Here is a 26,571-nt window from a genome sequence, read left to right as displayed (position 1 = left end):
TTTTTTTATCAGCAGACGCTTGTCGTCAATATTTCTATATTTTTATAGATCCTGCGCCGCAGCCAGATTGGCTACGGTCGCACTTTAACAAACAGTATAATGACGACCTCATACTCCATAGGCATCTCTATAGGCTTTAATTTCCGGTGCGTATCGGCGGATCTCCGGATGATGTTCACTATACTCAAGCAAGTCAGACAGGGAAACAATACTCAACACCGGAATATTGAAATCACGCTCTACTTCCTGGATGGCAGAAAGCTCTTTTAGCGTTGCGGACTCTCCTGGCGTTGAAGACTCCCCTTGCCCTTTTTCCTGACGATCCATGGCGACCACAACGGCTGCGGGCGTCGCGTCTGTTTGCTCAATAATGGTTATCACTTCACGAATCGCTGTGCCTGCCGTGATAACATCATCAACAATCACGACTCGCCCTTCCAGGGGCGCACCGACAATATTCCCTCCTTCGCCGTGATCTTTGGCCTCCTTGCGATTGAAGCACCACGGCACATTCCGGTTATGCCTTTCGAACAATGCGACAGCGGTAGCTGTGGCCAGGGGGATACCTTTATAGGCGGGCCCAAACAGCAGGTCAAATTCAAGCCCGGCATTGACCATGGCTGAGGCATAAAACTGACCGAGTTTGCTGATGGCTTCACCGCTATGGAATAACCCGGCATTAAAGAAGTAGGGAGATTTTCTTCCGGACTTCAGGGTGAACTCTCCAAAACGGAGCACCTGCTGCTCAATGGCGAAATCCAGAAATTCTTTTTGGTACTGATGCATCGGGAGGGTCCTGTTCGCTATATGCCCGTAGTGCCGGACTCAAGGGCTGATCTTATACCAATATACAACCCTAAATCCCCTGTGTGGGGTGTTATTTCAGAGATATTGTGCAATTTATAATATTGGTTGCATCCCGGTCAGCAGGTGTGAAATTACGGAAACCGTCAGGTGTCACTTCGTCAGAACTGCAGGCTGCTGTAGAAGAGACCGGATTTATGCGGATAAACATACGGGAGGCGACCCGTTATCATTTGTCCGATATAATCCAGAAATTTCTGTGTTCAACCGTACCATAAGAATGTTAATCATGCCTTATAATAGGGGTGAGGGCTCTTACCAACTCTGTCGTACAGTTGATGCAGGGTTAATCCCGGTTGAGTAACTGTATCCTTGAAAAGCATAGACTTTAGTCGTCGTTCATCCTGATCAAAGCAACTGCTGCTCAGGCTGAGATTTGCTCAAATGGTTTTGCAGGTCTTCAGTTTCTGTTTTTCCGGTTACTGTCTTGCCGAGGTAACAAGCTTAATGCCAGAGCGTGTAAACGGCCTGGTAAGGTGTATTCGATGAGAGTTATCAGTTTAAATTGCGAAGGCATTAAAAGCGCACGGGAAAAAGGCCTGTTTGACTGGCTCCTGGAGCAGGATGCTGACCTTATCTGTCTGCAGGATACTCGTGAAGACGAGCAGGTGATTGAGGATCAGTATTTTCTTGATGGCTACTTTGGTTATGCTTTCAGTGGTTACAACAGGGCTGAGCGAGGCGGTGTAGCCATCTATACCCGTCATGCTCCCAAGGCTATTATCAGCGGCCTTGGTATTCCTGAGGTTGATGAAACCGGCCGTTACCTTCAGGCAGACTTTGACAAGATCAGTCTTGTCAGCCTGTACGTACCGGAAGGTGACACTGAAGAAAACCTGAATTTCAAGTACCGTTTCCTGGACGGCTATTCCCACCACTTAAGCAAACAACGTCGTAAGCGTCGTGAGTTCCTTATGTGTGGCACCTGGAACATTGCACACCGCAAGATTGATGTGGCCAACTGGCGTGATGCCCAGGAGGTCTCAGGTTTCAATCAGGCGGAGCGTGGCTGGATGGAAGGTTTGCTGGGTGATATGGGCTTCTTTGATGCTTACCGTGAGGTTGACCGGGAGGCGGGCAAGTACAGCTGGTGGCAAGATGAGTATCTGCGCCATGACAATGTTGGCATGCGCATTGATTACCAGATTATCACTCCGGGCATGCGTCACCGCGTGCTGAATGGCGGTATCTACAAGGGTCAGGCCTTCTCATCCCATGCACCGGTCATCATTGATTATGACTGGGAGCTGGGGTTCTGACTATTTTCTGAACCTGATTCATCATTTTGTTGTTCCCGGATAAATGGGAACATTGCTGAAAAAGGAGAGAGTCAACGACGTTGGCAATCTCCTTTTTTTATTTTTAGTGAATAAAAAAGAATAAAGTATCTGGTTTGACCGATCACTCTGTAATATGTCGATTTGCAGCCCGTTGTGTATGGAACTTTTTAAATAGACACACAGTCAATATCACAGTTAAAAAATGCTGGCAGGTTAATTCAGGAGTGCTGGTTGCCATGAATATTCAACCCAAACCCGCTCAGTCATTCTGTCCTGTCGTTCAGACTCGGGATGTAGCCACGCAAACAGAAACAAGTGCTATCAATCACCTTGGAAAGGAGGTGAAACTTATTGCTCCCCGTTATTTATATAACACCTGTTTTCCTCACCAAAGAACGAAAGTATGCCAGGAGGAGTTGTCCCGAAAAATCAAAATTATCAGAACAAATGCGTCATTGATTAATTTTCCATTGATTGAGACTACCTTGCTGGCTAAATTTGGCTTGTCCAAATGCATTGCCAAAGAGCAGGGCAAAAGATTTATTGCCGAATGTGCCATCGCCACGGCCATTAATGTGCAAATGCCTATCGGTAAAACGGAGGGCAGGCTGGAAGGAGGAGGCCTTCAATATTTGGGTGAGTGCATTAACAGCCTGGAAACTCTGATGGTAGAGGGATGGAATATTGAAGCATCGAAACGTCTGAAGAAAAACCTGGTTTATGAAACAACGCGAATCACCATCCCGTACGAAAACCTGAACAGTGACCGGAAAGCTGCGGTCAAGAACTATATTCTGAAAAACCAGACCCTCTTTGATAACGCTGCTGCAGTGGAAAAAACAACTCAAGCCCTCAACCTGTTCAGACATCAGTTAGCCTATCAGAATGCTCTGGGTCTATACCCCCCGGCACCCCAACTATTCGACTTGAGTTCCCCACAAACAATTATCGATATTGAGGCTAACAGAGTGTTTCCGGGGGATGAATCCGGCGTACAGAAAATTCGGGGTGTCCTGCAGGCAAAGATGACCCGAGTGCTGGCACAAATGACCAACCCTGACTCAAAGCTGGTCAGTATGATGCTGGACGATAAACGCGCTGCTGGCATGCTGGCCGCTGGTGACAAACAAATCCTCAGAACAGCATTGACCCATCGCCACGCCCAAATGCCCATACCTGGCCCTGAGGCATGTCTGTTTTATTTGCAGTTCGCATTTGAATTCAGGGCGAGCCTGATGGCTTCAGGCCTGGATCCAGAAGCGCTGTCTTCTGTAATTGTTGGCTGCCTGAATGTGCATCAACTGGCAAAACGGGATCAGAAAATCCAGCAGGTGGAGATCTCCTCGGAAAGTTTATTGCATGCCTGGTCGCAAAGCAGCAGGATCTTATCGGTTTTATCGTACATAAAAACATCAAACAACATGGAAGCATTGGTCAAAGAGTGCGGTAAACAACTGACGTATGTACCGGATACCAACTTTTTCAGGATGATTAATAACCCATGGGTTTGTGAGAAATTCAAGCTTACCCCTCAATACGCCCCGGAGTATCACCAGAATAACCAACCTGGCAGCAGTTCAGGCCCGGGCTTTATAGCTAACTCAGGCAACAATACTCGAAAACGACCAGAAAATAGCGATGATACTCTTCCGCACGCCAGTAAAATGGCCCGCCCGACGGAGTAAACAGGACATTGGGTACTTTGCCGTAAAATGAGTGTTCGTGAAGTTGATCCGGGCGTTAGTACATGGTTTCAATGGGTTTGAAGTGTACAATCTCCGTTCACCCTGAGCGGAGTCGAAGGGTGCTTGGTACGATCTATCAGAGTCCGGATATTTCATCAATTAATTAAGAAAAGATTAATATACTGTTATTTTCTGATGAAGCTTTGGATCATCTGGATACATTCGTCGGTTCTTTTTTCAATATCAGTACTTTCCATCATCAGGATCTTTTTTTCAGATATTCCGGGATCGACGGTGTTGCACAGTACCCACTGATCAATATCTTTCTGGAAAATGATATCGTCACTGCGAATGCCGTCACTCTCCAGTGCAAATTTTCCTGTTGGCAGATAGCAGTAAGCATCAATTTTCTGGCTAATGGCGTTGGCCAGCTTGAGCATATAAGGGCTGATAGGAGTCTCGCATATTTTCAGCCAATATCGATGGTAGGCAAGTAATGACGGAGGGCCTGTATCGATAATGCCATGACCTTGCAGATTGTCTGTCCACTCAAGCATGGCACCCAGTGCCGATCCCGCCATGGCCGTGGAAGTCACCTGACGGATTGCCTGATCTTCAACTATTGCATCGCGGGGCGTCTTATACTTCAGATGTTTTGCGATTTTCCGGTAATAGTCGCTGAACAGCGACCATTCACTCCCAAGCTCTTTCACCAGAGCGTTGCAGAGCGTTGTTTTACCCGTTCCATGGGAACCAATGAGTGCAATAATCATACTGCTGACCTGTTACAGAGTAAGAACCCGGCATATAGCCGGGTTCTATTAAAAATAGCTCAAGCAAAAGGGCAGGCAGTAAAGTGTCATTCTGCTAACGCTTTTTTCTGTAACTCGATAATTTCCTCAATACCGGATCGTGCCAAGGCCATCATCGCCAGCATTTCATTCTGGCTGAAAGGGGCTGCTTCTGCCGTTCCCTGGACCTCGATAAAGCCGCCAGCATCGGTCATCACAACGTTCATGTCCGTTTCGGCACTGGAGTCCTCAGGATAATCAAGGTCAAGAACCGGGCTGCCTTTGTAGATTCCCACGGAAACGGCGGCAATCATGTGCAGGAAAGGATCACTTTTGACCATCTTCTTCTCCTGCATATAGCGCAGTGCATCCACTAGTGCCACACAGGATCCGGTAATTGAGGCTGTGCGTGTGCCACCGTCGGCCTGAATCACATCACAGTCAATATTAATGGTGTTTTCACCGAGCTTTTTCATGTCTACCGCCGCACGCAAGGCACGGCCGATCAGGCGTTGAATCTCCAGCGTCCTGCCACCCTGCTTGCCTCTGGAGGCTTCCCTCCCCATCCGTTCCGTGGTGGACCGGGGTAGCATGCCGTACTCGGCGGTGATCCAGCCCTGGCCGGTTCCTTTGAGAAACCGGGGTACACCGCGTTCGACCGACGCGGTACAGATGACTTTGGTATCGCCAAACTCAACGAGCACAGATCCTTCTGCGTGTTTGGTATAGTTGCGGGTGATGTTTACATCACGTAATTGGTCTGCCGTTCTTCCGCTAGGGCGCATTTGGGTTACCTTGGTATGTCTGAAAAAACGTGAGCACTGCAAAATTTGCGGAATTATAACTGTTCAGTGGGTTTTCGGGAAAATAGAGTTTGAATAATCAGCTCTCTTTGTTGATGCTGCGTTATTAAATCAATGACATACGCCCAAGTGGTCAGTATTTTTAGAACTATAGTTTTTCCAAAATCTTATCTCATCGGTTTATTTTGTGGATAAACTTCTGAAATAATGAGTGTTTATTAGCCCACCGATTAAAGAGTATTTCATGACTTCCAGCATGACTGCATTCGCCCGTGTTCAGATACAGGAGGATTGGGGAAGCCTGGTATGGGAGATTCGATCCGTTAATCACCGTTACCTTGAACCCCACTTCCGTCTCATGGAACAGGCACGGGAGATCGAGCCTGCGTTGAGAGAACTGATTCGCAAGCAGCTGAAACGAGGCAAGGTTGAATGCAGCCTGAAATTTCAGCTGGTTGAGAAAGAACAGGTGCTTGACCTGAATCGTGTCCTGCTGGAAAAGCTGCAACTGGCAGTGCGTGAGGTTGAGGCCCATTTTTCCCGGGTTGCACCGGTCAATCCTCTTGAGGTTCTGCAGTGGCCCGGCGTGCAGAGCAATGAAGAGACGGAAATGGCCGTTGTTCATCGGGCTGCCATAAAAGGGTTCAACACAGCGCTTATTCAACTGAATGAGATGAGACAGCGGGAAGGACAGGAACTGCAGTCTTTCATTGAGGCCCGTTTGGATAAAATGGGGGATGAGGTGCAGCGGCTTCGTGGGTTGCTGCCAGACATTCTGCAAAGCCAGCGTGAGAAAATCCTTGATCGACTGGCTGAAGCCAGACAGGAGTTAAATCCGGAGAGGCTGGAGCAGGAAATGGTGATGTTGGCTCAGAAGATGGATGTCGATGAAGAGCTGGATCGTCTGGAAACGCATATAGCGGAAGTGCGCCGAACACTGAAAAGCCCCGGGCAGGGAGCGGTTGGACGGCGATTGGATTTTCTGATGCAGGAACTCAACCGGGAGGCAAATACCCTGTCGTCCAAGTCCATTCATGCTGGACTTACCCAGACCGCTGTTAATCTTAAGGTCCTGATCGAGCAAATGCGTGAGCAGGTTCAGAATATTGAATAGGAAACCTTATATAATCAACAAGTTATTTTTGTCTTGTGGTAAATAACAGGGCTTATTTCTTAGTCTGACTTATCCTGAAGTACATAGGTTTAAAACAGGGAGGCTTCCCTGGAGTGTTCATGAATATTGGCAAACTTTATATAATCGCTGCCCCTTCCGGCGCTGGCAAGACAAGCCTGGTAAAGGCCATGGTGGAATCTACGCCCCATGTGCGTGTGTCGGTCTCTCATACCACCCGGGGTATCCGGCCTGGTGAGCAGGATGGCGTAAACTATCACTTTACCTCTGTCGAAGGCTTCCGGGACATGTTGAGCAAAGGCATGTTTCTTGAGCATGCTGAAGTCTTTGGAAATTATTATGGAACCTCGGCACACTGGGTTCGTGAACAGCTGAACAAAGGTGAAGATGTTATTCTGGAGATTGACTGGCAGGGGGCGCAGCAGGTACGCCGTTTGTTGCCTGATGCCGTATCAATCTTTATCCTGCCGCCTTCTCTAGAGGCTCTGAGGGAACGGTTGATCGGGCGGGCTACCGATGACCTTTCGATCATTGAAAGGCGCATGTCTCAGGCAGTCAGTGAAATGTCCCATTATGGTGAGTTTGACTACCTGGTAATCAATGATGAGTTTGATCTTGCCTTGCGGGATCTGCAAACCATTATTCGCAGCCAGCGCCTGTCAATTAATTGGATGCAGCACTATAAAGAAGATCTGATTAAAGGTCTCATAAACTGAGTGATTAAGGGTAAGTAGTTGATCAAAAAAGGTCATATTTTCTGATCAGGTGTATGTCACTCCGTGGCGTTACAACTTGGGTCATGTAACGGCTATGCTCCCTGTGTTGTCCTTGCATAGTGACTGTTCATTCAGGTAGAAATATATGATCCCATTTGGCCAGCTACTTATCAGCTTTAAGCAACAAGCTATATTTAAATCCATAGAATTAAAAGGAAGTAATGCTATGGGTGTGAACAGAGTACCTGGTGGAAACGTTCCAAGGTATGATCAGAAACATCAGAAGTCTGACAAAGGTCAGAATTCCGCACAGGATAATCATCATAAAGTTGGTAGTGTCTCCTGTGACAGTCAAATTAGAAAAACGAATACTGAACATTACCAGGTTGATCATGCAGCAATAAAGCCAAAACAGGTCGATGCTCTGGATCATCTTTCTGACACTTTTATGAAGCGTAATGGTGAGAAAAGTCATCAGTCTGATCGAGATAAACCACCAAAATTCCTTTCCAAAGTGGCTAACAAAGGGATCAAGGCTAAATCAGCAGAAGAGGCAAGAGGTGCAATCCAAAAGTATTTCCAGCTGCTGAGGAGATCTTACTCCAGAGAGGCTCCTCCTTCACCAGAAATAAGAGAGCAGTTATATAACGACGTTGTAAAACTGTCTGCCAAGGTAATGAGCTTTGAATTTACCGCTGGTCGGGATAAGGATAAGGAAAAAACGCTTGGTTTAACAGCAGAGCTTCTTCAACAAATGCTGAGTGGCCTGAAAACCTCTTCTGCTGAGTTTGTAAACAGCCAGGTGACAGCCGTTCTTTCCCTTGGAATGATGACCCCAGAGGATAAAGCGTTTCTTTTTGGCTCCTGCCTGAATACTCAAATTATTTCTGTGGATAAATACACTGCTGACATAAGAAATTTAGACAATAAAATTTCTAGTCTGAAGACGAAGTTAGCTGGTTCAAAAAAAGGTGAGGCGGAAGGCCTGAAACACAGAATCAAATCTGCGGGTATTGAACGGGCTGATTTAGAGAGAAAGCATCAACTGCTGGTGTCTAAAGAAGTAGGGGGGATGCATGGCCAAAAAGAGTTTTTCCAAAGCTGCTATGAAATTATGATGAAGCAAGTCAGGTCTGAAATCAGGGTTGGCTTAAAGAAACAATTAAAGCAAAAAAATAAAGTAAATTTTGATGAAGGAGAGAAGTTGGTTAACCAAATAATGGGGAAGATGGATTCAACCCTTCGTAGTAAAGCTGAGTCTATAGCTAAAAATGCAGCCAACCAGAAAAAGGGTATTCAAGCGGAAGATGTTTATCTGAAAAAAAGAACCGACCTTTTTTTACTTCTGAATGAAGAGGTTTCAGGGCTTCTTGGGGGTATAAAAGAATCTTCTGACTTAAAACCTTTACCTGTGCATAAAAATGATGCAGTGCCAACTCATAAAGTTGATGATAAAACAAGTTTTGATAGAAACAGTGGGTCACGTAAGCCTGTGCACAGGAAAAAGAGCCCTGAAGCTAATAAACGGTCGACCTCAGTCACGGAAGTATTAAAAGAAGCTATTGATAAGGAGGATCACAATCCAGAAGCTCCTGCAGCTATTCAGCACAAGCCTTCTGATGTTAAGAATCAGGCCGCAGTTAAGGATCTGATCAAGTTCTTTGAAGACGTTGCTGAGAAGCACAGAATTGAGGATAAGTAGTAAACCCAATGAAATAATATTGGGTTCCATTTGCCCAGCTACAGAATATGGGAGTCTCCGGGCTTTAATCAATCTGGCTATAAACTACGCACTAGTACATGGTTTCAATGAGTTTGACGGGTTGTTGTGCCTCCGCACTCCGTTAGTCCTGAGCCTGTCGAAGGACCCATAGGGCCTAAAGGCGGAAACTCCGGACTCTGATAGATTGTGCCAAGCACCCTTCGACTCCGCTCAGGGTGAACGGAGATTGTACACGTCAAAAACCATGCACTAGCCTTTTGTTATGCCAGCGAGCGGTATAGTGTTGTTTCCTTATTTTACAAAGCCTTGGTCGCTTCCCTCAGCCATTCAAAATCTTGCCCCTGAAGTTCAGGTGAAAGCGCCTCCCTGACCATTTCGTGGTACCCATTCAGCCAGTTAATTTCTGTATCCGTCATCAAATCTTTCAGCAGCGGGCGAGTGTCAAAGGGCGCAAGGGTCATCGGGATGAGTTTATAGAACTTGCCAAACTCATTCTCAATGTCCTCCGCGATCAGCATAATATTCTCAAGCCTGACACCATGTTTGTTATCACGGTAAATGCCGGGCTCGTTGGTCACCAGCATGCCGGGCTTCAGGGCAACGTCAAACCATCTCGGGCTGATGCTCTGGGGGCCTTCATGCACATTCAGGAAATAGCCCACTCCGTGGCCGGTGCCGTGATTAAAGTCGATACCTTCACTCCACAAAGGCTGCCGGGTAATGGCATCCAGCTGTATTCCCCGTGTTCCCTCCTTGAACCTGGCCGTTGCCAGGGCGATATGGCTTTTCATCACCAGGGTATAGTCTCTCTTCTCCTCATCCGTCATCTCACCGCAGGCAAATGTGCGGGTGATATCCGTTGTTCCATCCGGGTATTGAGCGCCTGAGTCGATTAACAGCAACCCTTTGGTTTGAATGGAGTAAGCAGACTCTTCATCCGCCCGATAGTGACAGATAGCACCATGGGCGGCATAACCGACAATCGAGGGAAAGCTGACCCCCCGGAAATGCTCTGACTCTGAGCGGAACTGCAGCAGCTGTTCATCAATATTGACTTCATTCAGCTGCCCTGTGGGAATATTGGTTTCCAGCCAACGGATAAAGCGAACCATGGCAGCGCCATCACGACGATGGCACTCCTTCATCCGCTCTATCTCAGTGCTGTTTTTGATGGACTTCAGGTCGGTGGTGGGCAATCTGTCTTCGATCAGGTGAATCGATGCAGGAATCGCGGAGGCCAGCTGGTAACCCGTGGTGGCCGGGTTGATCATCAGGCGGGTGCTATCCGCAAGCGTTGACAACCTATCCAGGACGTCATCATAGGCCGCCAGCTCTACACCAGCCTTGGCCAGGGCTGACAGCGCATCCGCTGCTATTCGCTCTTTGTTGGTAAACAGCGTGATGCTGTCCGGTGAAATCAGTGCATAGGCAAGAAATACCGGGTTACAGTCAATATCAGACCCCCTCAGATTAAACAGCCAGGCAATATCATCCAGTGTGGTGATAAGAAGCTCTGTTGCTTTTCGCTCCTTGAGAATCTCTCGAACCTCTGTCACCTTCTCTGTGAGGGTTTTACCGGCATAGGTATCCTGGTGAATAAAGACGGGCTCAGCAGGCCGTGCTGGCCTGTCGGTCCAGATACCATTCAGCAGATCGTGATCAAATTTCAACGTAACGGATTTAGCCGCCAGTTTCTTTTCGAGATTTCTGACGTGGCTCAGACTCAGAGTGGCACCATCGAAGCCAATGCAACCCTGCTCAGAGACTGCTTCTGTCACCCAGTCAACCATTGATGGGACGCCGGGCTGACCATCTTTCATCAGGGTGATTTCTGAGCCTGCCAGCTGTTCTGAGGCCTGAATAAAGTAGCGGCCGTCTGTCCACAGGGCTGCTTTATCCTGTGTCACTACGATCGTACCAGCAGAGCCAGTAAAGCCAGAGAGCCAGGCTCTCCCTTCCCAGTGGGGGGCTACGTACTCACTGTTATGGGCATCGGAAGACGGGATAATCCAGACGTCAATGCCGTATTCAGCCATTGCGCCACGCAGATCTTGCAGCTTTTTGGTGCTCTTTGGGCTCTTGGTTGAGTCAGAGCGGTTCGGGGTATTCACCATGTATCTATTCCAGGCTTTTGGCCATTCGGCGAGTTAGTGTTGGGCAGGTTTTTTTTCTACTTAGATGATGCTTACGAATACTATAATCCGCACCCTTCATGGAGCAAACACTAACCCTGCTAAAGCTTGTCTGGCTACAGGTCGTAAAGTACACTAAAGGGTCAGGCAAACCGGCATTAAGGTTCTGTTTCTGAACCTGATTCTAATTGATGGAGTAAAACGTGGCTCGAGTAACTGTAGAAGACTGTCTGGATAACGTAGATAACCGCTTTGAACTGGTGATGGTCGCCTCCAAGCGTGCCCGCCAGCTGACCATTGGTGGCAAGGACCCCAAGGTAGACTGGGAAAATGATAAGGCAACCGTGGTTGCTCTGCGTGAAATCGCCGAAGGCCTGGTAACCCCTCTTTCCGTTGACGACCGCACGGTTGATGACGACGAAGCAGCAATGTTTCTCGCTGGTGTAGAACAATAAGCGTTTTACCTTCGTACTATCTTTGGATCACAAGCTTTAGAAGATAAGAAGGTGCAATGGATGATCTGCGCTTAAGGAGCGGACTTTGCTGACCATCGATGAGTTTGCCGGCCGCTTGAAGTCCTATCTGAATCCCGAGCAGGTCAACCTGGTTCGTCGGGCCTACTATTATGCGGAGCAGGCCCATGACGGACAAACCCGCCGCAGCGGCGATCCGTACATTATTCATCCCCTGGAAGTAGCCTCCATTCTTGCCGATATGCACATGGACCATCAGAGCCTGATGGCCGCCATGTTGCACGATGTCATTGAAGACACCGGTATCGAAAAGCAGGACATTGCCGGGCAGTTCGGTGATGTGATTGCGGACCTTGTGGATGGGGTCAGTAAGCTGACCCACATGAACTTTGAAAACAAGACGCTGGCCCAGGCAGAAAACTTCCAGAAAATGGCGCTGGCCATGGCCAAGGATATCCGCGTCATTCTGGTTAAGCTGTCAGACCGCCTCCATAATATGCGCACGCTGGGTGTGCTGAGGCCTGACAAGCGCCGTCGTATAGCCAAAGAAACGCTGGATATCTATGTGCCAATTGCCAACCGTCTTGGCATGCACACGCTCCGAATAGAGCTGGAGGATCTGGGCTTCTTTGCCATGTACCCCATGCGGGCCCGGCTGATTCGACAGGCTGTGCGTAATGCCCGTGGCAACCGTAAAGATCTGGTCAGCCAGGTTCAGCAGGCGATTGCGGCCCGTCTTGAAGAAGAAGGCCTGAAAGGCCGGGTAGTGGGGCGTGAAAAGCATCTGTACAGCATCTACAGCAAGATGAAGAACCAGAGTAAGTCCTTTGACGACATCATGGACATGTTTGCGTTCCGAATCATTGTGGACAAGGTAGACAGCTGCTATCGGGCGCTGGGCATTGTCCATAACTTCTATAAGCCCATTCCCGGGCGGTTCAAAGATTACATTGCCATCCCGAAAGCCAATGGCTATCAGTCGCTTCATACCACCCTGTTTGGTATGCACGGTGTGCCCATAGAAATCCAGATCCGGACCCAGGAAATGGAAGACATGGCCAATAATGGCATTGCTGCCCACTGGCTTTACAAGTCTGGAGAAGAAGCGCTGTCAGGCAGTCATGCCAGAACCCGGCAGTGGCTCAAAGGCGTACTGGAACTGCAGAAAAATGCCGGAGACTCTCTGGAGTTTATCGAGAACGTGAAAATCGATCTCTTCCCGGATGAGGTGTATGTCTTTACCCCCAAAGGGCATATTTTAGAGCTGCCCAAAGGTGCGACAGCGGTTGACTATGCTTATGCCGTTCATACCGATGTGGGGAATACCTGTGTAGCTTGTCGTATCAATAAACGTCTGGCGTCACTCAGTCAGCCGTTGCAGAGTGGTCAAACCGTTGAAGTGGTTACCGCGCCTGGCGCACGACCCAATGCGGCCTGGTTGAATTTTGTTGTCACGGGTAAAGCACGATCCAACATTCGCCACTTCCTCAAGCATCAGCGCAGAAATGAGTCAATTGCCCTGGGCCGACGTTTGCTGAGCAAAGCACTGGTCAGTTTTGACAGCAGCCTTGAGCAAATCAGTGAAGAGGTCATTCGCCAGCAACTGTCCGTGTTTGATCTGGATGACCTTGATGGGCTGCTGGAAGATATTGGTCTCGGTAACCGTATGGCCTATATCGTTGCCAAGATACTGGTTGAGCCCGGTAGCCTGCCTGAGAACAAGAGTCAGCTGGACCTGTCCAACAGTGAGAAACCGCTCTCCATTCGTGGCTCTGAAGGCATGGTCATCAGCTTTGGCAAGTGCTGCTATCCAATACCGGGAGACCCGGTGGTTGGCCATGTCAGCTCGGGCCGTGGCATTGTTATTCATACGGATACCTGCCCGAATGTCTCTGAAATTCGACACAATCCCGAGAAGGTTCTGGAAGTTGAGTGGGACAAGGACGTCTCCGGTGAGTTTACCGTAGAACTCAGCGTAGAGCTGGAGCATCACCGTGGCATGATTGCCTCTCTGGCTACCGCCATTACCGCGGTGGAAGGCAATATTGAGAAGATCAGTATGGTCGAGCAGGACTCCCGTTGCAGCATTGTTCAGTTGCTGCTCAGTGTTCGTGACCGGGTTCATCTGGCCAAAATTATTAAACGACTTCGGGTTATTAAAGGAGTTTACTCGATTATTCGACGACGTCGGGATTCATAAACGTCTGTGAATTAAAGCATTACAAGAAAAAACCGGATGCTGCACCGCAAAAACACAGTATCCCGTAAATATCGCTCTAAATCCTTGAAAAATAATGTTTACACCCTAGTATCGGGTGTCTTCTTTTTCTTTTTTTCCATGGGCTTCTGATTCCCAAGCTTAAGAGAGTAGATCGATGAGTAACCGACAGACGATTAATACTGATAAGGCTCCCAAGGCTATTGGCACCTATTCTCAGGCAGTAAAAGCAGGAACCGCTGTTTATATCTCGGGCCAGATTCCACTGGTTGCAGACACCATGGAATTACTGGAGGGAAGCTTTAAGGAGAAGACCCGCCTCTGCTTTGAAAACCTGAAAGCCATTGCCATGGCGGCTGGCGGAACCCTTGGCGATGCTGCCAAGGTGACAATTTACCTGACCGATATGGCGAACTTTGCTGAAGTCAATGAGGTCATGGCTGAGTTTTTTAAACAGCCTTATCCTGCCCGTGCCGCTATTGGTGTCAAAGAGTTGCCAAAAGGTGTACCGGTTGAGGTAGAGGCTATTCTGGAACTGAAATAAGTTTTTGCAGTGATAGCAGCTCCTGGTCATCTTGAGTCAGGGGCTTTACGAATATTCTGCGGCGAACATTGCTTTTTGGTTTGATTCTTTGGCAGCTTTCTGATGTATCAATAATCACAATGGGTCGAGTTGCGTTGTCGATACTGGGCTTAGTCTGAAGTCTCAGGCAGTGTGAGCACTCAGAATAGAACTGGCAGTGGCTCTGCCATTGCATATCAAAAATTTCTGAGTGATGTTTGCCTGATTCATTCTTGATACAGCCTTGCCCTGCCGGTAATGAGTGCATTGCTATATCACCCTGCCCTCCGGCAATTTCATTAACAGATCGTCCTGAGTGGCAATGCGCTGACAAAGTGCTCTTGGTGTTTTCTGCATTGAGGCTCTGCACCCTGTTGTGTATTGGTGCGACAGAAGTTGATGGGGCGGCGCTCACAATCTTGTGCTCTTTCCAGTGGTTAATAACCATTAGAAAGATTTTTAAAGCGATAGTTCAAAAATAATAAAGCGAATTGTGGTTCGACATGCCCATCAACCTGTCTTGTGGATAACTCTGTGAATTATATCTTGGTAAGCCGTTAATAAGCCTGTATTAACGGTCGTTCAGGTTTTTTTAGCCTGTGGATGATCAGGCTCTGCTGGCTGTCAGTCTGCCCGCAGAACCTGCCTGATTTAATCCCTGTTATGGAGAAGGCTGGTATAACCACTTTTGTAATCAGGAAAGTAAAATTTATAACCTGTCTCAATAATCCGCTGGTTAGAGCACCGTCGATTACCCCTTTGTGGCGATGGATAATGGCTATTGTCTAATGCCACATTCAACTGCTCACCAAGCCATTGCAGCACATCAAACGTGGTCGCCGGGGTACTGTCAACGCCGAGATATAAGTTATCCACCGGCAGATGGTCCATATCGCGCCGAATAAGGTGGGCGATGATGCCGGCACAGTCTTTCTGGTGAATTCGGTTACTGTATACGGCGGGCTTTATCGGGCAGCCTTCACCTTTCAACACCCGGCTGATCAGCCGGTTTCGGCCAGGCCCATAAATCCCGCCAAAACGTATGGCCGTGCCAGGGAAGGGAGCATGCTGTAACTGTTTTTCTGCGGCCAGCATGATTCGACCATTGAACTTCACCGGCTGGGTGGCCGACGTTTCGTTCACCCATTCGCCATTACTCTGGTGGAAAGTGCTGGTACTGGAGGTGAAAAAAATACGTTTTGGCTGGTATTGCTCGTTCACCAGACGGTTAAGAATATTTTGCAGCCCATCAATGTAAGCCTGTTGATAATGCGCTTCTGTTCGTCCATTAGAGGCGGCGGCATAGACCACGTAGTCAATCTGTTCAGGCCAGTCACCGAGCATTTTGGCATTAAACAGGTCACCCCGGATGGGGTTAACGTCAGCAGGTAACCTGGCAATATTTCGCCGTAACCCCCAGACATTAAAGCATTTCATGGCGGTTAACTGCCGGGCGAGTTCACAGCCAACATCGCCACAACCCGCAATCAGTATATTGAGCTTATTCATAGCTATAGTCTATTGGTTGGTATAATCTTCGGAAAAAACATAATGGCAATTTCGTTTATATGGCTGTATAAATTTACAGTATTATAGATGGCACGAGCATCCTTGCCAGTCTTTCAGGGCTTTCAGGAGCTGAAGGCTTGATATGAACTCAGGGCTGTTTATCGAGCTGTCTTATCAAAACAGTTGAAAATCATTATGACACTGACAGAACTTCGCTACATTGTCACCCTTGCCCAGGAGCAGCACTTTGGCAGAGCTGCCAGTAAGTGCTTTGTCAGCCAGCCAACACTGAGTGTCGGGGTCAAAAAGCTGGAAGATGAACTGGGTGTTGCCCTGTTTGAGCGAACCCGGAATGCGGTTCGTGTTACCCCAATGGGTGAATTGATCGTCAGTCAGGCCCAGAAAGTTCTGGAAGAGGCCTCGGCCATCAAACAACTGGCGAAAACCGGTCAGGATCAGCTCAGTTCTCCCCTGCGAGTGGGCGCGATCTACACCATTGGCCCTTACCTTTTTCCCCATCTGATTCCTCAACTGGCACAGTCCGCCCCCAATATGCCGCTGTATATTGAGGAAAACTTTACCGCTGTTTTGCGCAAAAAACTGCGTCTGGGTGAGCTGGATGCCATTATCATTGCCCTGCCCTTTAATGAACCGGATGTGTTAACCAGGCCGCTTTATGATGAGCCCTTCCGGGTATTGTTGCCAGGTGGTCATCCCTGGGAACGTCAGAGCGAAATTGATCCGGCTGACCTGGCCCAGGAAAAGCTGCTGCTGCTGGGCGAAGGCCACTGTTTCCGTGACCAGGTGCTGGAGGCCTGCCCGATGCTGGCCAGTAAAAAAGAGGCGGGCGATGATGGCAGTGGTATTGAAGCAACCTCACTGGAAACCATCCGACACATGGTGGCGTCGGGTATGGGGATCAGTGTGCTGCCACAGTCAGCCGTTGTCGATCATCACTACGCGCCCAATATTCTCAGCACCCGGCCATTTCGTACGCCAGCACCTGGCAGGACGGTGGCCCTGGCCTGGCGCGCCAGCTTCCCGAGGCCGAAGGCAATTGATGTGCTTTCTGATGCCTTGAGGCAGTGTTCGGTTAATCAATAAGTGGGCCTATGGTGAGTATGAACAGGTCATTACACGATATTCCGGTAACCACGTTAAAAGGCGTTGGTGATGCCCTGGCCGGGAAGTTGGCCAGAATCGGCATTGTCACTATTCAGGACCTGCTGTTTCACCTGCCAATGCGTTATCAGGACAGAACCAGGGTGACACCCATCGGCACACTTCAGCCTCAAACCGATGTGGTGATTCAGGGGAAGGTGCTGGCATCGGATATCGTGATGGGCAAACGTCGCAGCCTGCTTTGCCGGGTTGGCGACGGGTCCGGCTCCATAAGCCTGAGGTTCTTTCACTTTACCGCTGCCCAGAAAAACAACCTCCGGCATGGGGTTGAGATTCGCTGCTTCGGAGAACCCCGGCGGGGTGCTACGGGGCTTGAGATGTATCACCCTGAATATCGGGTGATCAAGGCCGATGCCCCGGCGGACGTTGAAGAGACATTAACGCCGGTCTATCCGGCTACAGAAGGTCTGACCCAACAGCGAATCCGCAGTTTGTGCGAGCAGGCATTGAAGCTGCTCGCCGATGAAAGCTCTCTGCAAGAGCTTCTCCCGGAGCAGATTCGGCAGCAATATCACCTCAGCTCACTGGTGGAAGCCGTTCGACTCCTGCATCAGCCGCCACCGGAAGAGTCGATGATACTGCTCAGCGAAGGGCGGCATCCTGCCCAGCAACGTCTGGCTTTTGAGGAGTTATTGGCCCATAACCTCAGTCTTCAGCAGCTCAGAAGGCGGGTACAGGCGATCGGAGGTTTTGCCATGCCACCAAAAAGCCGGTTAACCCAACAGTTATTGGCGCAACTTCCCTTTTCCCTGACCTCTGCCCAGCAGCGAGTGGCCGATGATATCAGCCAGGATATGGCCCTGGAAAAGCCCATGCTGCGACTGGTGCAGGGGGATGTTGGTTCGGGCAAAACCGTTGTCGCCGCCCTGGCAGCACTGCAGGCGGTGGAAAATGGTTATCAGGCCGCAGTGATGGCGCCAACGGAAATTCTGGCTGAACAACATCAGCTTAACTTCGCAAACTGGCTTAAGCCGCTGGGTATTGCCACGGCTTTCCTGTCCGGAAAAACCAAAGGTAAAAAACGTCAGGAGATTTTAGCCCGGATCGCTTCTGGCGAAGCCATGGTTGTGGTCGGCACTCACGCCCTGTTTCAGGACGATGTGATATTCCATAAGCTGGGCATGGCAGTGATTGATGAGCAACATCGATTTGGCGTTCATCAACGCCTGGCACTGCGAAAAAAAGGGGCAAAAAATGGCGGGCTGCCGGACCAGCTGATTATGACCGCCACCCCGATCCCCAGAACATTGGCCATGAGTGCTTACGCCGATCTCGATGTTTCTGTGATTGACGAGCTGCCACCGGGACGGACACCCATCAACACCGTCGTTATAGGTGACGACCGTCGTGAAGAGGTCATTAAACGCCTCAAGGCCGCCTGCCTTGAAGGACGCCAGGCTTATTGGGTATGCACGCTGATCGAAGAGTCTGAAGCATTGCAGTGTCAGGCCGCAGAAGTGACGGCAGAGCAATTGCGAGAAACACTTCCAGAGTTGTCTATAGGTCTGGTTCATGGCCGGATGAAAGCCAACGAAAAGGCGGAGGTGATGAACGCTTTCAAGGAGGGGCATCTGCACCTGCTGGTGGCAACCACCGTTATTGAAGTGGGTGTTGATGTACCCAATTCAAGCCTGATGATCATTGAAAACCCGGAAAGGCTGGGGCTGGCCCAGTTGCATCAGCTTCGGGGGCGAGTGGGTCGAGGGAATATTGCCAGCCACTGTCTGTTGATGTATCACGCGCCTTTATCCCGGCAAAGCAGGGAACGTTTACAGGTGATGAGGGATTCGAATGACGGCTTTGTGATCGCTGAAAAAGATCTGCAGCTAAGAGGCCCGGGTGAGGTTTTAGGTACCCGGCAAACAGGTCTGGCACAATTCCGGGTTGCCGATCTGGAGCGGGATCGTGACTTGCTGATGGCTGTGCGCACGGCTGCTCAGGAATTAATTCACCAGTCACCAGAAGCGGTAGAGCCGTTGGTGAATCGCTGGCTGAGCAAGGGGGAAGAGTACGCGAATGTTTGACCAGATTCAGGGGAATCCACAGCAGGTCAGTTAATTATTGGTCGGCCTCCCGTGAACCTGTATCGGGCATGATCTGCCAGAAGGAAACAACCTCTGGCACAAAAGCTTCTCCATTTTCAGGGGGCAAAACGGTGACCTTAAGACTTCGGCTGCAAGGGCTGAAGCAGAATTTCGCAATACTGTTTTCTGTTTGCAAACGAGCCCTTTCCTGCCAGCTCCCGTCTGCCGTCAACGCGAACAAAATCAGGCTGTGAGTATTTGTTTCAGGAACTACAGCCAGCAGGTAACCTTCTTGATTGAAATCTGCTTCCTTGATGGAAAAATCGATGCGTTGGCTGACCCACTCACCGGCAGGTCCACCAACAGACTTACGCTGATAGATATCCGTATGGCCCGCAGGATCATTGCAAACAATGGTTTCACCGCTGGGGCTGATTTTTGTCAGGGACTCAGCCGGAAATGTTTGTGTCCGGCACCACATTCCGGACTCCGCCTTGCGCCAGATTGTTAAGCACCACCACCTCTTTCTAATGAATTCATAAGGCTTCTCAGAAAAATGAATCATACCACCACGGCAAGGGGGGGGCTCCTGAACAGCAGGCAGCCATTGGTCGTCAGCATTTAATTCCCAGATATCCAGATCATCTTCAGTGGTGATAATCAGACAGCGACCATCGGGGCTGAAATCAGGTTGAATATCGTAATAACGACTTGGACAATCGCAGGTTTTAATAATTCTCTGTTTTTCACGCCACTGCCCTTCCGGGTCCGGGGCAAAAATGACGACAAAGAAATAATCTCGTCGAATAGAAGCGTTGTAGCAATCATCGCCGGCATCTTCAAACCATGTGGCAAAATGGCGGTTATCCGGGCTGAATAGCACTTGGAGATCAAAATCATACTCGCTCACTTTATCGCCACTGGATGTGAGTTTCAGGTCATCATCAGGATCTTTAACAGTAATGTCACCCGTTTGTGACCAGGATTCATCGTCTGCCTTGCTCATCACCGTAATGAATGATCCACTATAAAGCACAAGATGTTTGCAGTCGGCACTGAACAGTAAATCATGATTAAGACCTGTATGAATGTTGCCTCTATTGACCCACCGGCCATCGGTACCCCGACCGAGAATAGCACCAGATTGTCCCGCTTTAATACAGACCAGTGACCTGGCATCAGGTGACAGGTACATGGAAGTCGTAAACGCTGACTGACATTGAGGAAAAACGTCACCCGTTGTCAGTTGCTGTTGCTCAACCCACGCACCATTCCGGCATTCATAAACAGACAGTAAGTGCTCTTCACCACTTTTGTAGCAAAACAATCCCATACTCCCAAAGCTTGCCGGAACGGATTGTGTGACAAATATAATATGGTCGGCATTCTGATGACTAAAACTGGTAATGTGATCGTGTTTGATTTCAGCTTTCCTGACCCAGTGACCATGCTCCAGAGCCAGAATATCACTGTAATTGTCCGCCTTCCTCTCGGTGAGGATGGGAATATGATCATGCAGATGATGGGTAAAGCGTTTAACACTTAAGCTGCCACGGGGTATAAGGGTCAGTGCTGCCCCATCAAGAATCTGCTGGCGCAAATGGCTGGCATAAAATGAGTAAAACGCCGGGCCCAGTTGCGCCGGAAAGCGTCGAACAGAAAATATAGACAACGATCTGAGGTGCTCAAGGAGTTGCTGGCTGGACTGAATGATTGCCCGGCACGAAGACTGCCTTTGCCTGGTCAGGGAGAGGAAGTACTGGACCTCTGCCAGGCCGCATGACCGCAGACGATCAGCCGTTGTCGGCGATGCTTGTGCAAAATTATTGATTTCGTTGATTGATAAATAGCTGGCGATTTTGGTGAACACTTCCTGGGATACGCGAACCCACCGGTGATCAAAGCGAGCCATATCACGGGCTACTTCAGGCTTGATTTCATTGCCCAATGTATTGATATCGGTACTGGTCTTTAACCTCATTGCAGGTGACATAATGTTAAACCCCCAAGGAGACTCAGGCAGTCAAGTATAGTCCTGCTCAAGGATGGTCAGGCACAATCTGTGAGGCAGAATCAAAAGTACAAATGTCGTACTTTTACTGCGATCAACTGTTTATACCTGTGAAAGTTACCGATAAAACAGGCGTTACCTGCTTTCGATCAGATCTTGTCCAGCCAAGGGGGCTGGAAAGATGCTGAAGAGGCAACCATGACAAGGGGTGGGCCCGATGAGCAGTGGTCCACCCTTCAAAAGAAGGGATTCAATAATTGATATTGAGCTTTCTAAACAGGAAGCCCAGGCACCACAATGGCCCAATCAACAGAAACTGCAGATCCTCAAAAAATGACGGCTTTTTCCCTTCAACCTTGTGACCAACAAACTGAAAGATCCAGTGGATCAATTTATTGGTGGGATTCTTGACAAATTTGCCAAAAGGAAACCACCTCTTGCACTTCATCATCGCCATTGTCAGGGTGCCAACTGGAGACCTGAATGGTGCGGCTGCACGGGCTGAAGTAAAATTTCATAATCCAGTTTTCTGTTTGCAAGCTGGCCATTTGCAGCCAGCTCCCTTCTGCCGTCAATCCGAACAGAATCAGACTGTGCGAATCCGCTTCAGGAAGCAAAGCCAGCAAGTAACCTTCTTGATTGAAACGTGCTTTTGTGACGGAAAATTCGAAGCGTTGCCGAACCCACTCACCGGCGGTTTCACCAACAGGTTTACGTTGATAGATATCCGTATGGCCTGCAAGATCGTTACACACAATGGTTTCACCGTTGGGACTGATTTTTGTCAGGGACTTTGCCGTAAATGTTTCTGTCTGGACCCACATACCGGACGCAGCCTTGCGCCAGATCGTTACGCTCTTCCACTCCTGTCTGATGAATTCACAGGGGTCCGCAGAAAAGTGAATCTCACCACAACCGCATTGGGACTCCTCCTGAACAGCGGGTAGCCATTGGTCGTCAGTATTTAATTCCCAGATATCCAAACTATCTTGACTGGTGATGATCATAAGCCGACCATCGGGGCTGAAATGGGGTTTGAGATGGTAGCAATTACGTGGCGACTCGCAGGTTTTTATAATTCTCTGTTTTTCACACCACTGCCCTAGGGGGTCAGGGGCCAAAATAACGACAAAGAAATAATCTCGCTCAATAGCATCTTCAACATAATCATCGTCAAACCATATGGCAAAATGACGGTTATCCGGGCTGAATACCACTTCCAGAGAAAACTGATACTCGCTCATTTTCTCGCCATTGGGTGTGAGTTTCAGGTCTTCATAACGATCACTGACAGTAATATCACCCGTTTGTGACCAGGATTCATCGTCTGCCTGGCTCATCAGCGTAAAGGATGATTCATCATAAACCACAAGATGTTTGCTGTCGGCACTGAACAGCCAGAAATGATTACGACTTGTATTAATGTTGCCTCTATTGACCCACTGACCATCACTCCCACGACAAAGAATTGCACCCGTTCGCCCCGTGTTAATGCAGACCAGTGACCTGGCATCAGGTGACAGGTATATTTCACTAATAGACTTGAACCTGGATTGAGGAAAAACGTCACCCGTTGTCAGTTGCTGTTGCTCAACCCACTCACCATTCCTGCATTCATAAACAGACAGTAAATGCTCTTTACCACTGTAGTTGCGGTGAAAAAGTCCCGCCCACTCAACACTTACCGGTTGCGGGACAAATAAGATATGGTCGGCATACTGATGTTCAGAAATGACAAAATCATCTTGTATGATTTCAGCTTTCCTGACCCAGTGACCATGCTCAAGAGCCAGAATATCACTGTAATTCTCCACCTTCCTCTCAATGATGACGGGAATATGATCACGCAGAAGATGCCTGTAGGGTTTAAAATTTATGCTGCCACTGGGTATAAGGGTCAGTGCTGCCCCATCAAGAATCTGCTGGCGCAAATGGCTGGCATAAAATGAGTAAAAGGCCGGGCCCAGTTGCGCAGGAAAGCGTCGAACAGAAAATATGGACAACGTCCTGAGGTGCTCAAGGAGTCGCTGACTGGACTGAATGATTGCCCGGCACGAAGACTGCCTTTGCCTGGTCAGGGAGAGGAAGTATTGGACCTCTGCCAGGCCGCATGACCGCAGACGATTGCCTGTTGTCGTCGATGCTTGCCCAAAATTATTGATATCGTTGATTGATAAATAGCTGGCGATTTTGTCGAACACTTCTTGGGGTACGCGAACCCACCGGTGATCAAAGCGAGCCATATCACGGACTACTTCAGGCTTGATTTCATTGCCCGCTGTATCGACATCGGTACTGGTCTTTAACCCTGTTGCAGGTAGCATAATGTTAACCCCCCAAGGTGACTCAGGCAGTCAAGTATAGTCCTGCTGCAAGGATTATCAGGCACAATCTGCGAGGCAGAATCAAAAGTACAAATGGCGTAATTTAACTGCGATCAACTGTTTATACCTGTGAAAGTTACCGATAAAACAGGCGTTACCTGCTTTCGATCAGATCTTGTCCAGCCAAGGGGGCTGGAAAGATGCTGAAGAGGCCATTGCCATGGTAAGGAGGGATGAGCGACAGTGGTCACCCCTTTAAAAGAAGGGATTCAATAATTGATATTGAGCTTTCTAAACAGGAAGCCCAGGCACCACAATGGCCCAATCAACAGAAACTGCAGATCCTCAAAAAACGACGGCTTTTTCCCTTCAACCTTGTGACCAATAAACTGAAAGATCCAGGCGACGACAAAAATCGCAATACTGGCCTGTAAGACATAAGCTCCAAGCGCTTGAGAGATGGCTGCTGATGCGGCAAAGACAACAATCATGGCCAGCGACAGTTTATAGGAGAGCTTGAAATAGAACAGCAGGGTAACGGCCATCATCGCCCAGGTGGCAACGGGGCTGAATGCCCATAGTATACCGATAATGCTGAAAAGGATGGCTGGCACACAGATCCAGTGGATCAATTTATTGGTGGGATTCTGGTGGCTTTCGCCATATTCCGTGAACCACTGCTCGACGGTTTTCATAGCTAAGACGCCTCTTTATATTTCTTATTATTGACACCATGAGGTAATTTATCATTTGGTGCAACGGTTCTCAATTGGTGTCTGGTCAGCTATCCACGGGTATAAAGTTGCATCAATTAAAAAGCCCGGAGTTAAGTCCGGGCTCTGAGTCATGCTGGATGATAATCAGGCATTGGTAGCAACAAAGTACTTGGGATCTTCGATGACGTTCACTTCCACCAGGTTACCCGCCTTTTTCAGCAGCTTTCTGCAGTCATTGCTGAGGTGAAGCAGGTGTAGCGTCCTGCCACTGTTCATATAGCGCTCGGCCAGCGTATCAATGGCTTCCAGTCCGGAATGGTCACAGACCCTGGAGTCCCGGAAGTCGATAATCACATCTCTGTTGTCGTCTTTAGGCGAAAACTGCGTCAGAAAGTGTGTGGTGGAACCAAAGAAGAGTGGACCATGCACCTTATAAATCGTTGAGCCATCCTGGTCTTCCAGTTTTGTGATTTTGATCTGTTTGGCATGCTCCCAGGCAAAAATCAGGGCAGAAACAATAACGCCGACAATAACCGCCACAGCCAGGTCCGTCAGAACGGTCACTACCGAAACCAGCACCAGCACAAAGGCATCCCCTTTGGGCACTTTGTTGATGATTCGGAAGCTACTCCACTCAAAGGTTCCGATAACAACGATGAACATAACACCAACCAGGGCCGCCACCGGAATCATTTCAATTAATGAAGAAGCAAAGAGGATAAAGCTCAGCAAGAATAATGCCGCAGAAATACCAGACAGACGGCCCCGGCCACCAGAGTTCACATTGATCATACTCTGGCCAATCATCGCACAGCCACCCATGCCGCCAAAGAAACCGGTAACCACATTGGCCACACCCTGGCCCACACACTCCCGGTTACTGCTGCCGTGTGTTTCGGTGATTTCATCAACCATTCTCAGGGTCAGCAGTGACTCAATGATACCAATAGCGGCCAGAATCAGAGAGTAGGGTAAGATGATCGTCAGGGTTTCAAAAGTAAACGGCACTGAAGGAATGCTGAATGCCGGAAGCCCGCCCGCAATACCGGCAACATCACCAACGGTTCTGGTATCCAGATTCAAACCAAGGGCGAGAGCGGTGACCACCATGATGGCGGCCAGAGAAGAGGGAATGGCCGTGGTCAGCCTGGGCAGAAAATGGATGATGGCCATGGTTAAGGCAACCAGCCCGAGCATCAAATAGAGCTCACTGCCTTTCATCCAGGCAACATCAATAACACTATTTTCCAGGAAAGAGCCGGTTAACCAGCCGACTTCACCCTGAACACCAAACTGACTCAGCTGCGCCAGGAAGATCACGATGGCCAGACCATTTACAAAGCCAAGCATCACCGGATGGGGAACCATTCTGATGAACTTGCCGAGTTTGAATAGGCCGGCGAGCACTTGAATAATGCCCATCAGAACCACCGCCGCGAACAGGTACTGTACCCCGTGACTGGCAACCAGGCTGACCATAACCACGGCCAGGGCGCCCGTTGCTCCGGATATCATCCCCGGGCGGCCACCAATGGCAGCTGTAATCAGACCAACAAGAAAGGCGGCATATAAGCCGACCAGAGGTTCGACCCCGGCAACGAAGGCAAAGGCGACAGCTTCTGGAACAAGAGCAAGTGCTACCGTTAAACCGGAAAGAAGATCATTCTTTATGGTGGCAACGTTTCTGGCGTGGGGTTCGAACAAGTGGTGTCTCCAGTAATATATATGAGTCTTGAAAGGTGTTAACGGCATATAGGTGCCGGTATTGATTGTTTACTATTGGAGAATAGTAGAGCTGTCATATGTCTTACTGCCCGGTGGAGTATTGTGAAAAGAACCGGGAGCAAACGAGACACATGGAGTGTCGGCAAGCTGGCTGGGAGCATTGCTGCCACATTGGGACGATTGAGTATCCTGAAGCCACTTGCCGCTTTTAAATCAGGCGCAAACTATTGTCTGTTTTGTGAAGGGCATTCTAAAGAAGGGGGTTTGTAAAGGCAATGTCATGGCTCTCCCCTACATAAAGGCTATCAGCCACCCCTGCTTCGGAGTGTGGCTTAATTATAGGTATTGTCCTCAGGTTGTTACATAAAACATCTGCCGTATAATGCGCCCCACTTCCACGGACTGACCCAAACGGTCACCACGGATCGGCAGAATGAATCATCATCGCTGACCGGGAAGTGCGGTTTGAAAATGGGTTGTTTGGAGATGAACGAAAAACAACCGGTTGACAAATCAAACTGGCGCGGTAAGATGCGCCTCCGCTGACAGGGCTTTGGGCAACGTCAGTGAGTTGGAAAGCTTCTGAAAATGATCGCTTGACAACGAAAGTCGCCACGGTAAGATAGGCGGCCTTGCTGATCGGCACTGACTGCTGAATCAGCGATTAAATCACCACGATTTAATCAGTTCTTTAACAAGAT

19 protein-coding genes and 1 pseudogene are annotated in these 26,571 nt (G+C 49.0%); 10 read left to right on the top strand and 10 right to left on the bottom strand.

Annotated elements, in window-relative coordinates; translation table 11 throughout:
* Window positions 1-108 precede the first annotated feature (108 nt).
* The gene (pyrE, locus tag ACO6UY_RS12650) at window positions 109-786 is read right to left on the bottom strand and encodes an orotate phosphoribosyltransferase (RefSeq protein WP_422466681.1); all 678 of its coding nucleotides are present in this window, start codon (window positions 784-786) and stop codon (window positions 109-111) included.
* Between the two features lie 563 nt (window positions 787-1,349).
* Between pyrE and ACO6UY_RS12645 the strand changes: the two genes are divergently transcribed.
* Together ACO6UY_RS12645 and ACO6UY_RS12640 are read left to right on the top strand one after the other, a co-directional pair.
* On the top strand, window positions 1,350-2,123 hold the full coding sequence (locus tag ACO6UY_RS12645; protein ID WP_422466683.1) for an exodeoxyribonuclease III: 774 nt from the start codon (window positions 1,350-1,352) through the stop codon (window positions 2,121-2,123).
* 491 nt (window positions 2,124-2,614) lie between these two features.
* Window positions 2,615-3,829: a hypothetical protein gene (locus tag ACO6UY_RS12640; protein WP_422490139.1), complete on the top strand. Its 1,215-nt coding sequence runs from the start codon at window positions 2,615-2,617 to the stop codon at window positions 3,827-3,829.
* Window positions 3,830-4,014: 185 nt separating this feature from the next.
* Here the strand turns inward: ACO6UY_RS12640 and ACO6UY_RS12635 are convergent, their stop codons facing one another.
* Both ACO6UY_RS12635 and rph read right to left on the bottom strand, forming a co-directional pair.
* Window positions 4,015-4,602, bottom strand: a complete 588-nt coding sequence (locus ACO6UY_RS12635; RefSeq protein ID WP_422490137.1) for an AAA family ATPase — start codon at window positions 4,600-4,602, stop codon at window positions 4,015-4,017.
* An 86-nt stretch (window positions 4,603-4,688) separates the two neighbouring features.
* Window positions 4,689-5,405 (bottom strand): ribonuclease PH, encoded by a 717-nt coding sequence (gene rph, locus ACO6UY_RS12630; RefSeq protein ID WP_422466687.1) that lies wholly within the window; start codon window positions 5,403-5,405, stop codon window positions 4,689-4,691.
* Between the two features lie 274 nt (window positions 5,406-5,679).
* Here rph and ACO6UY_RS12625 point away from each other — a divergent pair, with 274 nt between their 5' ends.
* The 3 genes from ACO6UY_RS12625 to ACO6UY_RS12615 all read left to right on the top strand — a co-directional run bounded on the left by ACO6UY_RS12625 (window position 5,680) and on the right by ACO6UY_RS12615 (window position 8,973).
* Window positions 5,680-6,537: a YicC/YloC family endoribonuclease gene (locus tag ACO6UY_RS12625; RefSeq protein ID WP_422444246.1), complete on the top strand. Its 858-nt coding sequence runs from the start codon at window positions 5,680-5,682 to the stop codon at window positions 6,535-6,537.
* 119 nt (window positions 6,538-6,656) lie between these two features.
* A complete protein-coding gene (gene gmk / locus ACO6UY_RS12620; protein ID WP_101748579.1) occupies window positions 6,657-7,271 on the top strand; it encodes a guanylate kinase in 615 nt (204 codons plus the stop codon).
* A 145-nt stretch (window positions 7,272-7,416) separates the two neighbouring features.
* On the top strand, window positions 7,417-8,973 hold the full coding sequence (locus ACO6UY_RS12615; protein WP_422466689.1) for a hypothetical protein: 1,557 nt from the start codon (window positions 7,417-7,419) through the stop codon (window positions 8,971-8,973).
* A 317-nt stretch (window positions 8,974-9,290) separates the two neighbouring features.
* On the opposite strand, the gene ACO6UY_RS12610 is transcribed toward ACO6UY_RS12615, so the two are convergent.
* Window positions 9,291-11,108: an aminopeptidase P family protein gene (locus ACO6UY_RS12610; RefSeq protein WP_422490135.1), complete on the bottom strand. Its 1,818-nt coding sequence runs from the start codon at window positions 11,106-11,108 to the stop codon at window positions 9,291-9,293.
* A gap of 221 nt (window positions 11,109-11,329) precedes the next feature.
* On the opposite strand from ACO6UY_RS12610, the gene rpoZ reads away from it, so the two are divergent.
* The 3 genes from rpoZ to ACO6UY_RS12595 all read left to right on the top strand — a co-directional run bounded on the left by rpoZ (window position 11,330) and on the right by ACO6UY_RS12595 (window position 14,361).
* Window positions 11,330-11,581, top strand: coding sequence for a DNA-directed RNA polymerase subunit omega (gene rpoZ, locus ACO6UY_RS12605; RefSeq protein ID WP_066016900.1), 252 nt, complete (start codon window positions 11,330-11,332; stop codon window positions 11,579-11,581).
* 85 nt (window positions 11,582-11,666) lie between these two features.
* Complete coding sequence (gene spoT / locus ACO6UY_RS12600; RefSeq protein ID WP_101748582.1) at window positions 11,667-13,799, top strand: bifunctional GTP diphosphokinase/guanosine-3',5'-bis pyrophosphate 3'-pyrophosphohydrolase; 2,133 nt, start codon at window positions 11,667-11,669, stop codon at window positions 13,797-13,799.
* A 175-nt stretch (window positions 13,800-13,974) separates the two neighbouring features.
* A complete protein-coding gene (locus ACO6UY_RS12595; protein WP_422490133.1) occupies window positions 13,975-14,361 on the top strand; it encodes a RidA family protein in 387 nt (128 codons plus the stop codon).
* Window positions 14,362-15,030: 669 nt separating this feature from the next.
* Here ACO6UY_RS12595 and ACO6UY_RS12590 read toward each other — a convergent pair.
* On the bottom strand, window positions 15,031-15,888 hold the full coding sequence (locus ACO6UY_RS12590) for an SDR family oxidoreductase (RefSeq protein ID WP_422444237.1): 858 nt from the start codon (window positions 15,886-15,888) through the stop codon (window positions 15,031-15,033).
* A gap of 195 nt (window positions 15,889-16,083) precedes the next feature.
* On the opposite strand from ACO6UY_RS12590, the gene ACO6UY_RS12585 reads away from it, so the two are divergent.
* Complete coding sequence (locus ACO6UY_RS12585) at window positions 16,084-16,992, top strand: hydrogen peroxide-inducible genes activator (RefSeq protein WP_422444096.1); 909 nt, start codon at window positions 16,084-16,086, stop codon at window positions 16,990-16,992.
* Between the two features lie 17 nt (window positions 16,993-17,009).
* Window positions 17,010-19,094, top strand: coding sequence for an ATP-dependent DNA helicase RecG (gene recG / locus ACO6UY_RS12580; protein ID WP_422444094.1), 2,085 nt, complete (start codon window positions 17,010-17,012; stop codon window positions 19,092-19,094).
* Between the two features lie 34 nt (window positions 19,095-19,128).
* Here recG and ACO6UY_RS12575 read toward each other — a convergent pair whose 3' ends face one another.
* The 5 genes and pseudogenes from ACO6UY_RS12575 to ACO6UY_RS12555 all read right to left on the bottom strand — a co-directional run bounded on the left by ACO6UY_RS12575 (window position 19,129) and on the right by ACO6UY_RS12555 (window position 25,849).
* Window positions 19,129-21,087, bottom strand: a complete 1,959-nt coding sequence (locus tag ACO6UY_RS12575) for a hypothetical protein (protein ID WP_422490131.1) — start codon at window positions 21,085-21,087, stop codon at window positions 19,129-19,131.
* Between the two features lie 268 nt (window positions 21,088-21,355).
* Window positions 21,356-21,496: pseudogene (locus tag ACO6UY_RS12570) on the bottom strand (Mpo1-like protein); the annotation flags it as partial.
* A gap of 1 nt (window position 21,497) precedes the next feature.
* Window positions 21,498-23,429, bottom strand: coding sequence for a hypothetical protein (locus ACO6UY_RS12565; protein ID WP_422490129.1), 1,932 nt, complete (start codon window positions 23,427-23,429; stop codon window positions 21,498-21,500).
* A gap of 269 nt (window positions 23,430-23,698) precedes the next feature.
* Window positions 23,699-24,124 (bottom strand): DUF962 domain-containing protein, encoded by a 426-nt coding sequence (locus tag ACO6UY_RS12560; RefSeq protein ID WP_422444088.1) that lies wholly within the window; start codon window positions 24,122-24,124, stop codon window positions 23,699-23,701.
* Window positions 24,125-24,289: 165 nt separating this feature from the next.
* Complete coding sequence (locus ACO6UY_RS12555) at window positions 24,290-25,849, bottom strand: SulP family inorganic anion transporter (protein ID WP_422444086.1); 1,560 nt, start codon at window positions 25,847-25,849, stop codon at window positions 24,290-24,292.
* Between the last annotated feature and the right edge of the window lie 722 nt (window positions 25,850-26,571).

It is taken from the genome of Endozoicomonas sp. ALE010 (genome assembly GCF_049310165.1).
GTDB lineage: Bacteria > Pseudomonadota > Gammaproteobacteria > Pseudomonadales > Endozoicomonadaceae > Endozoicomonas.
Note: the sequence above shows the minus strand (reverse complement) of the source record. Positions and strands in the feature narration are given on the sequence as shown.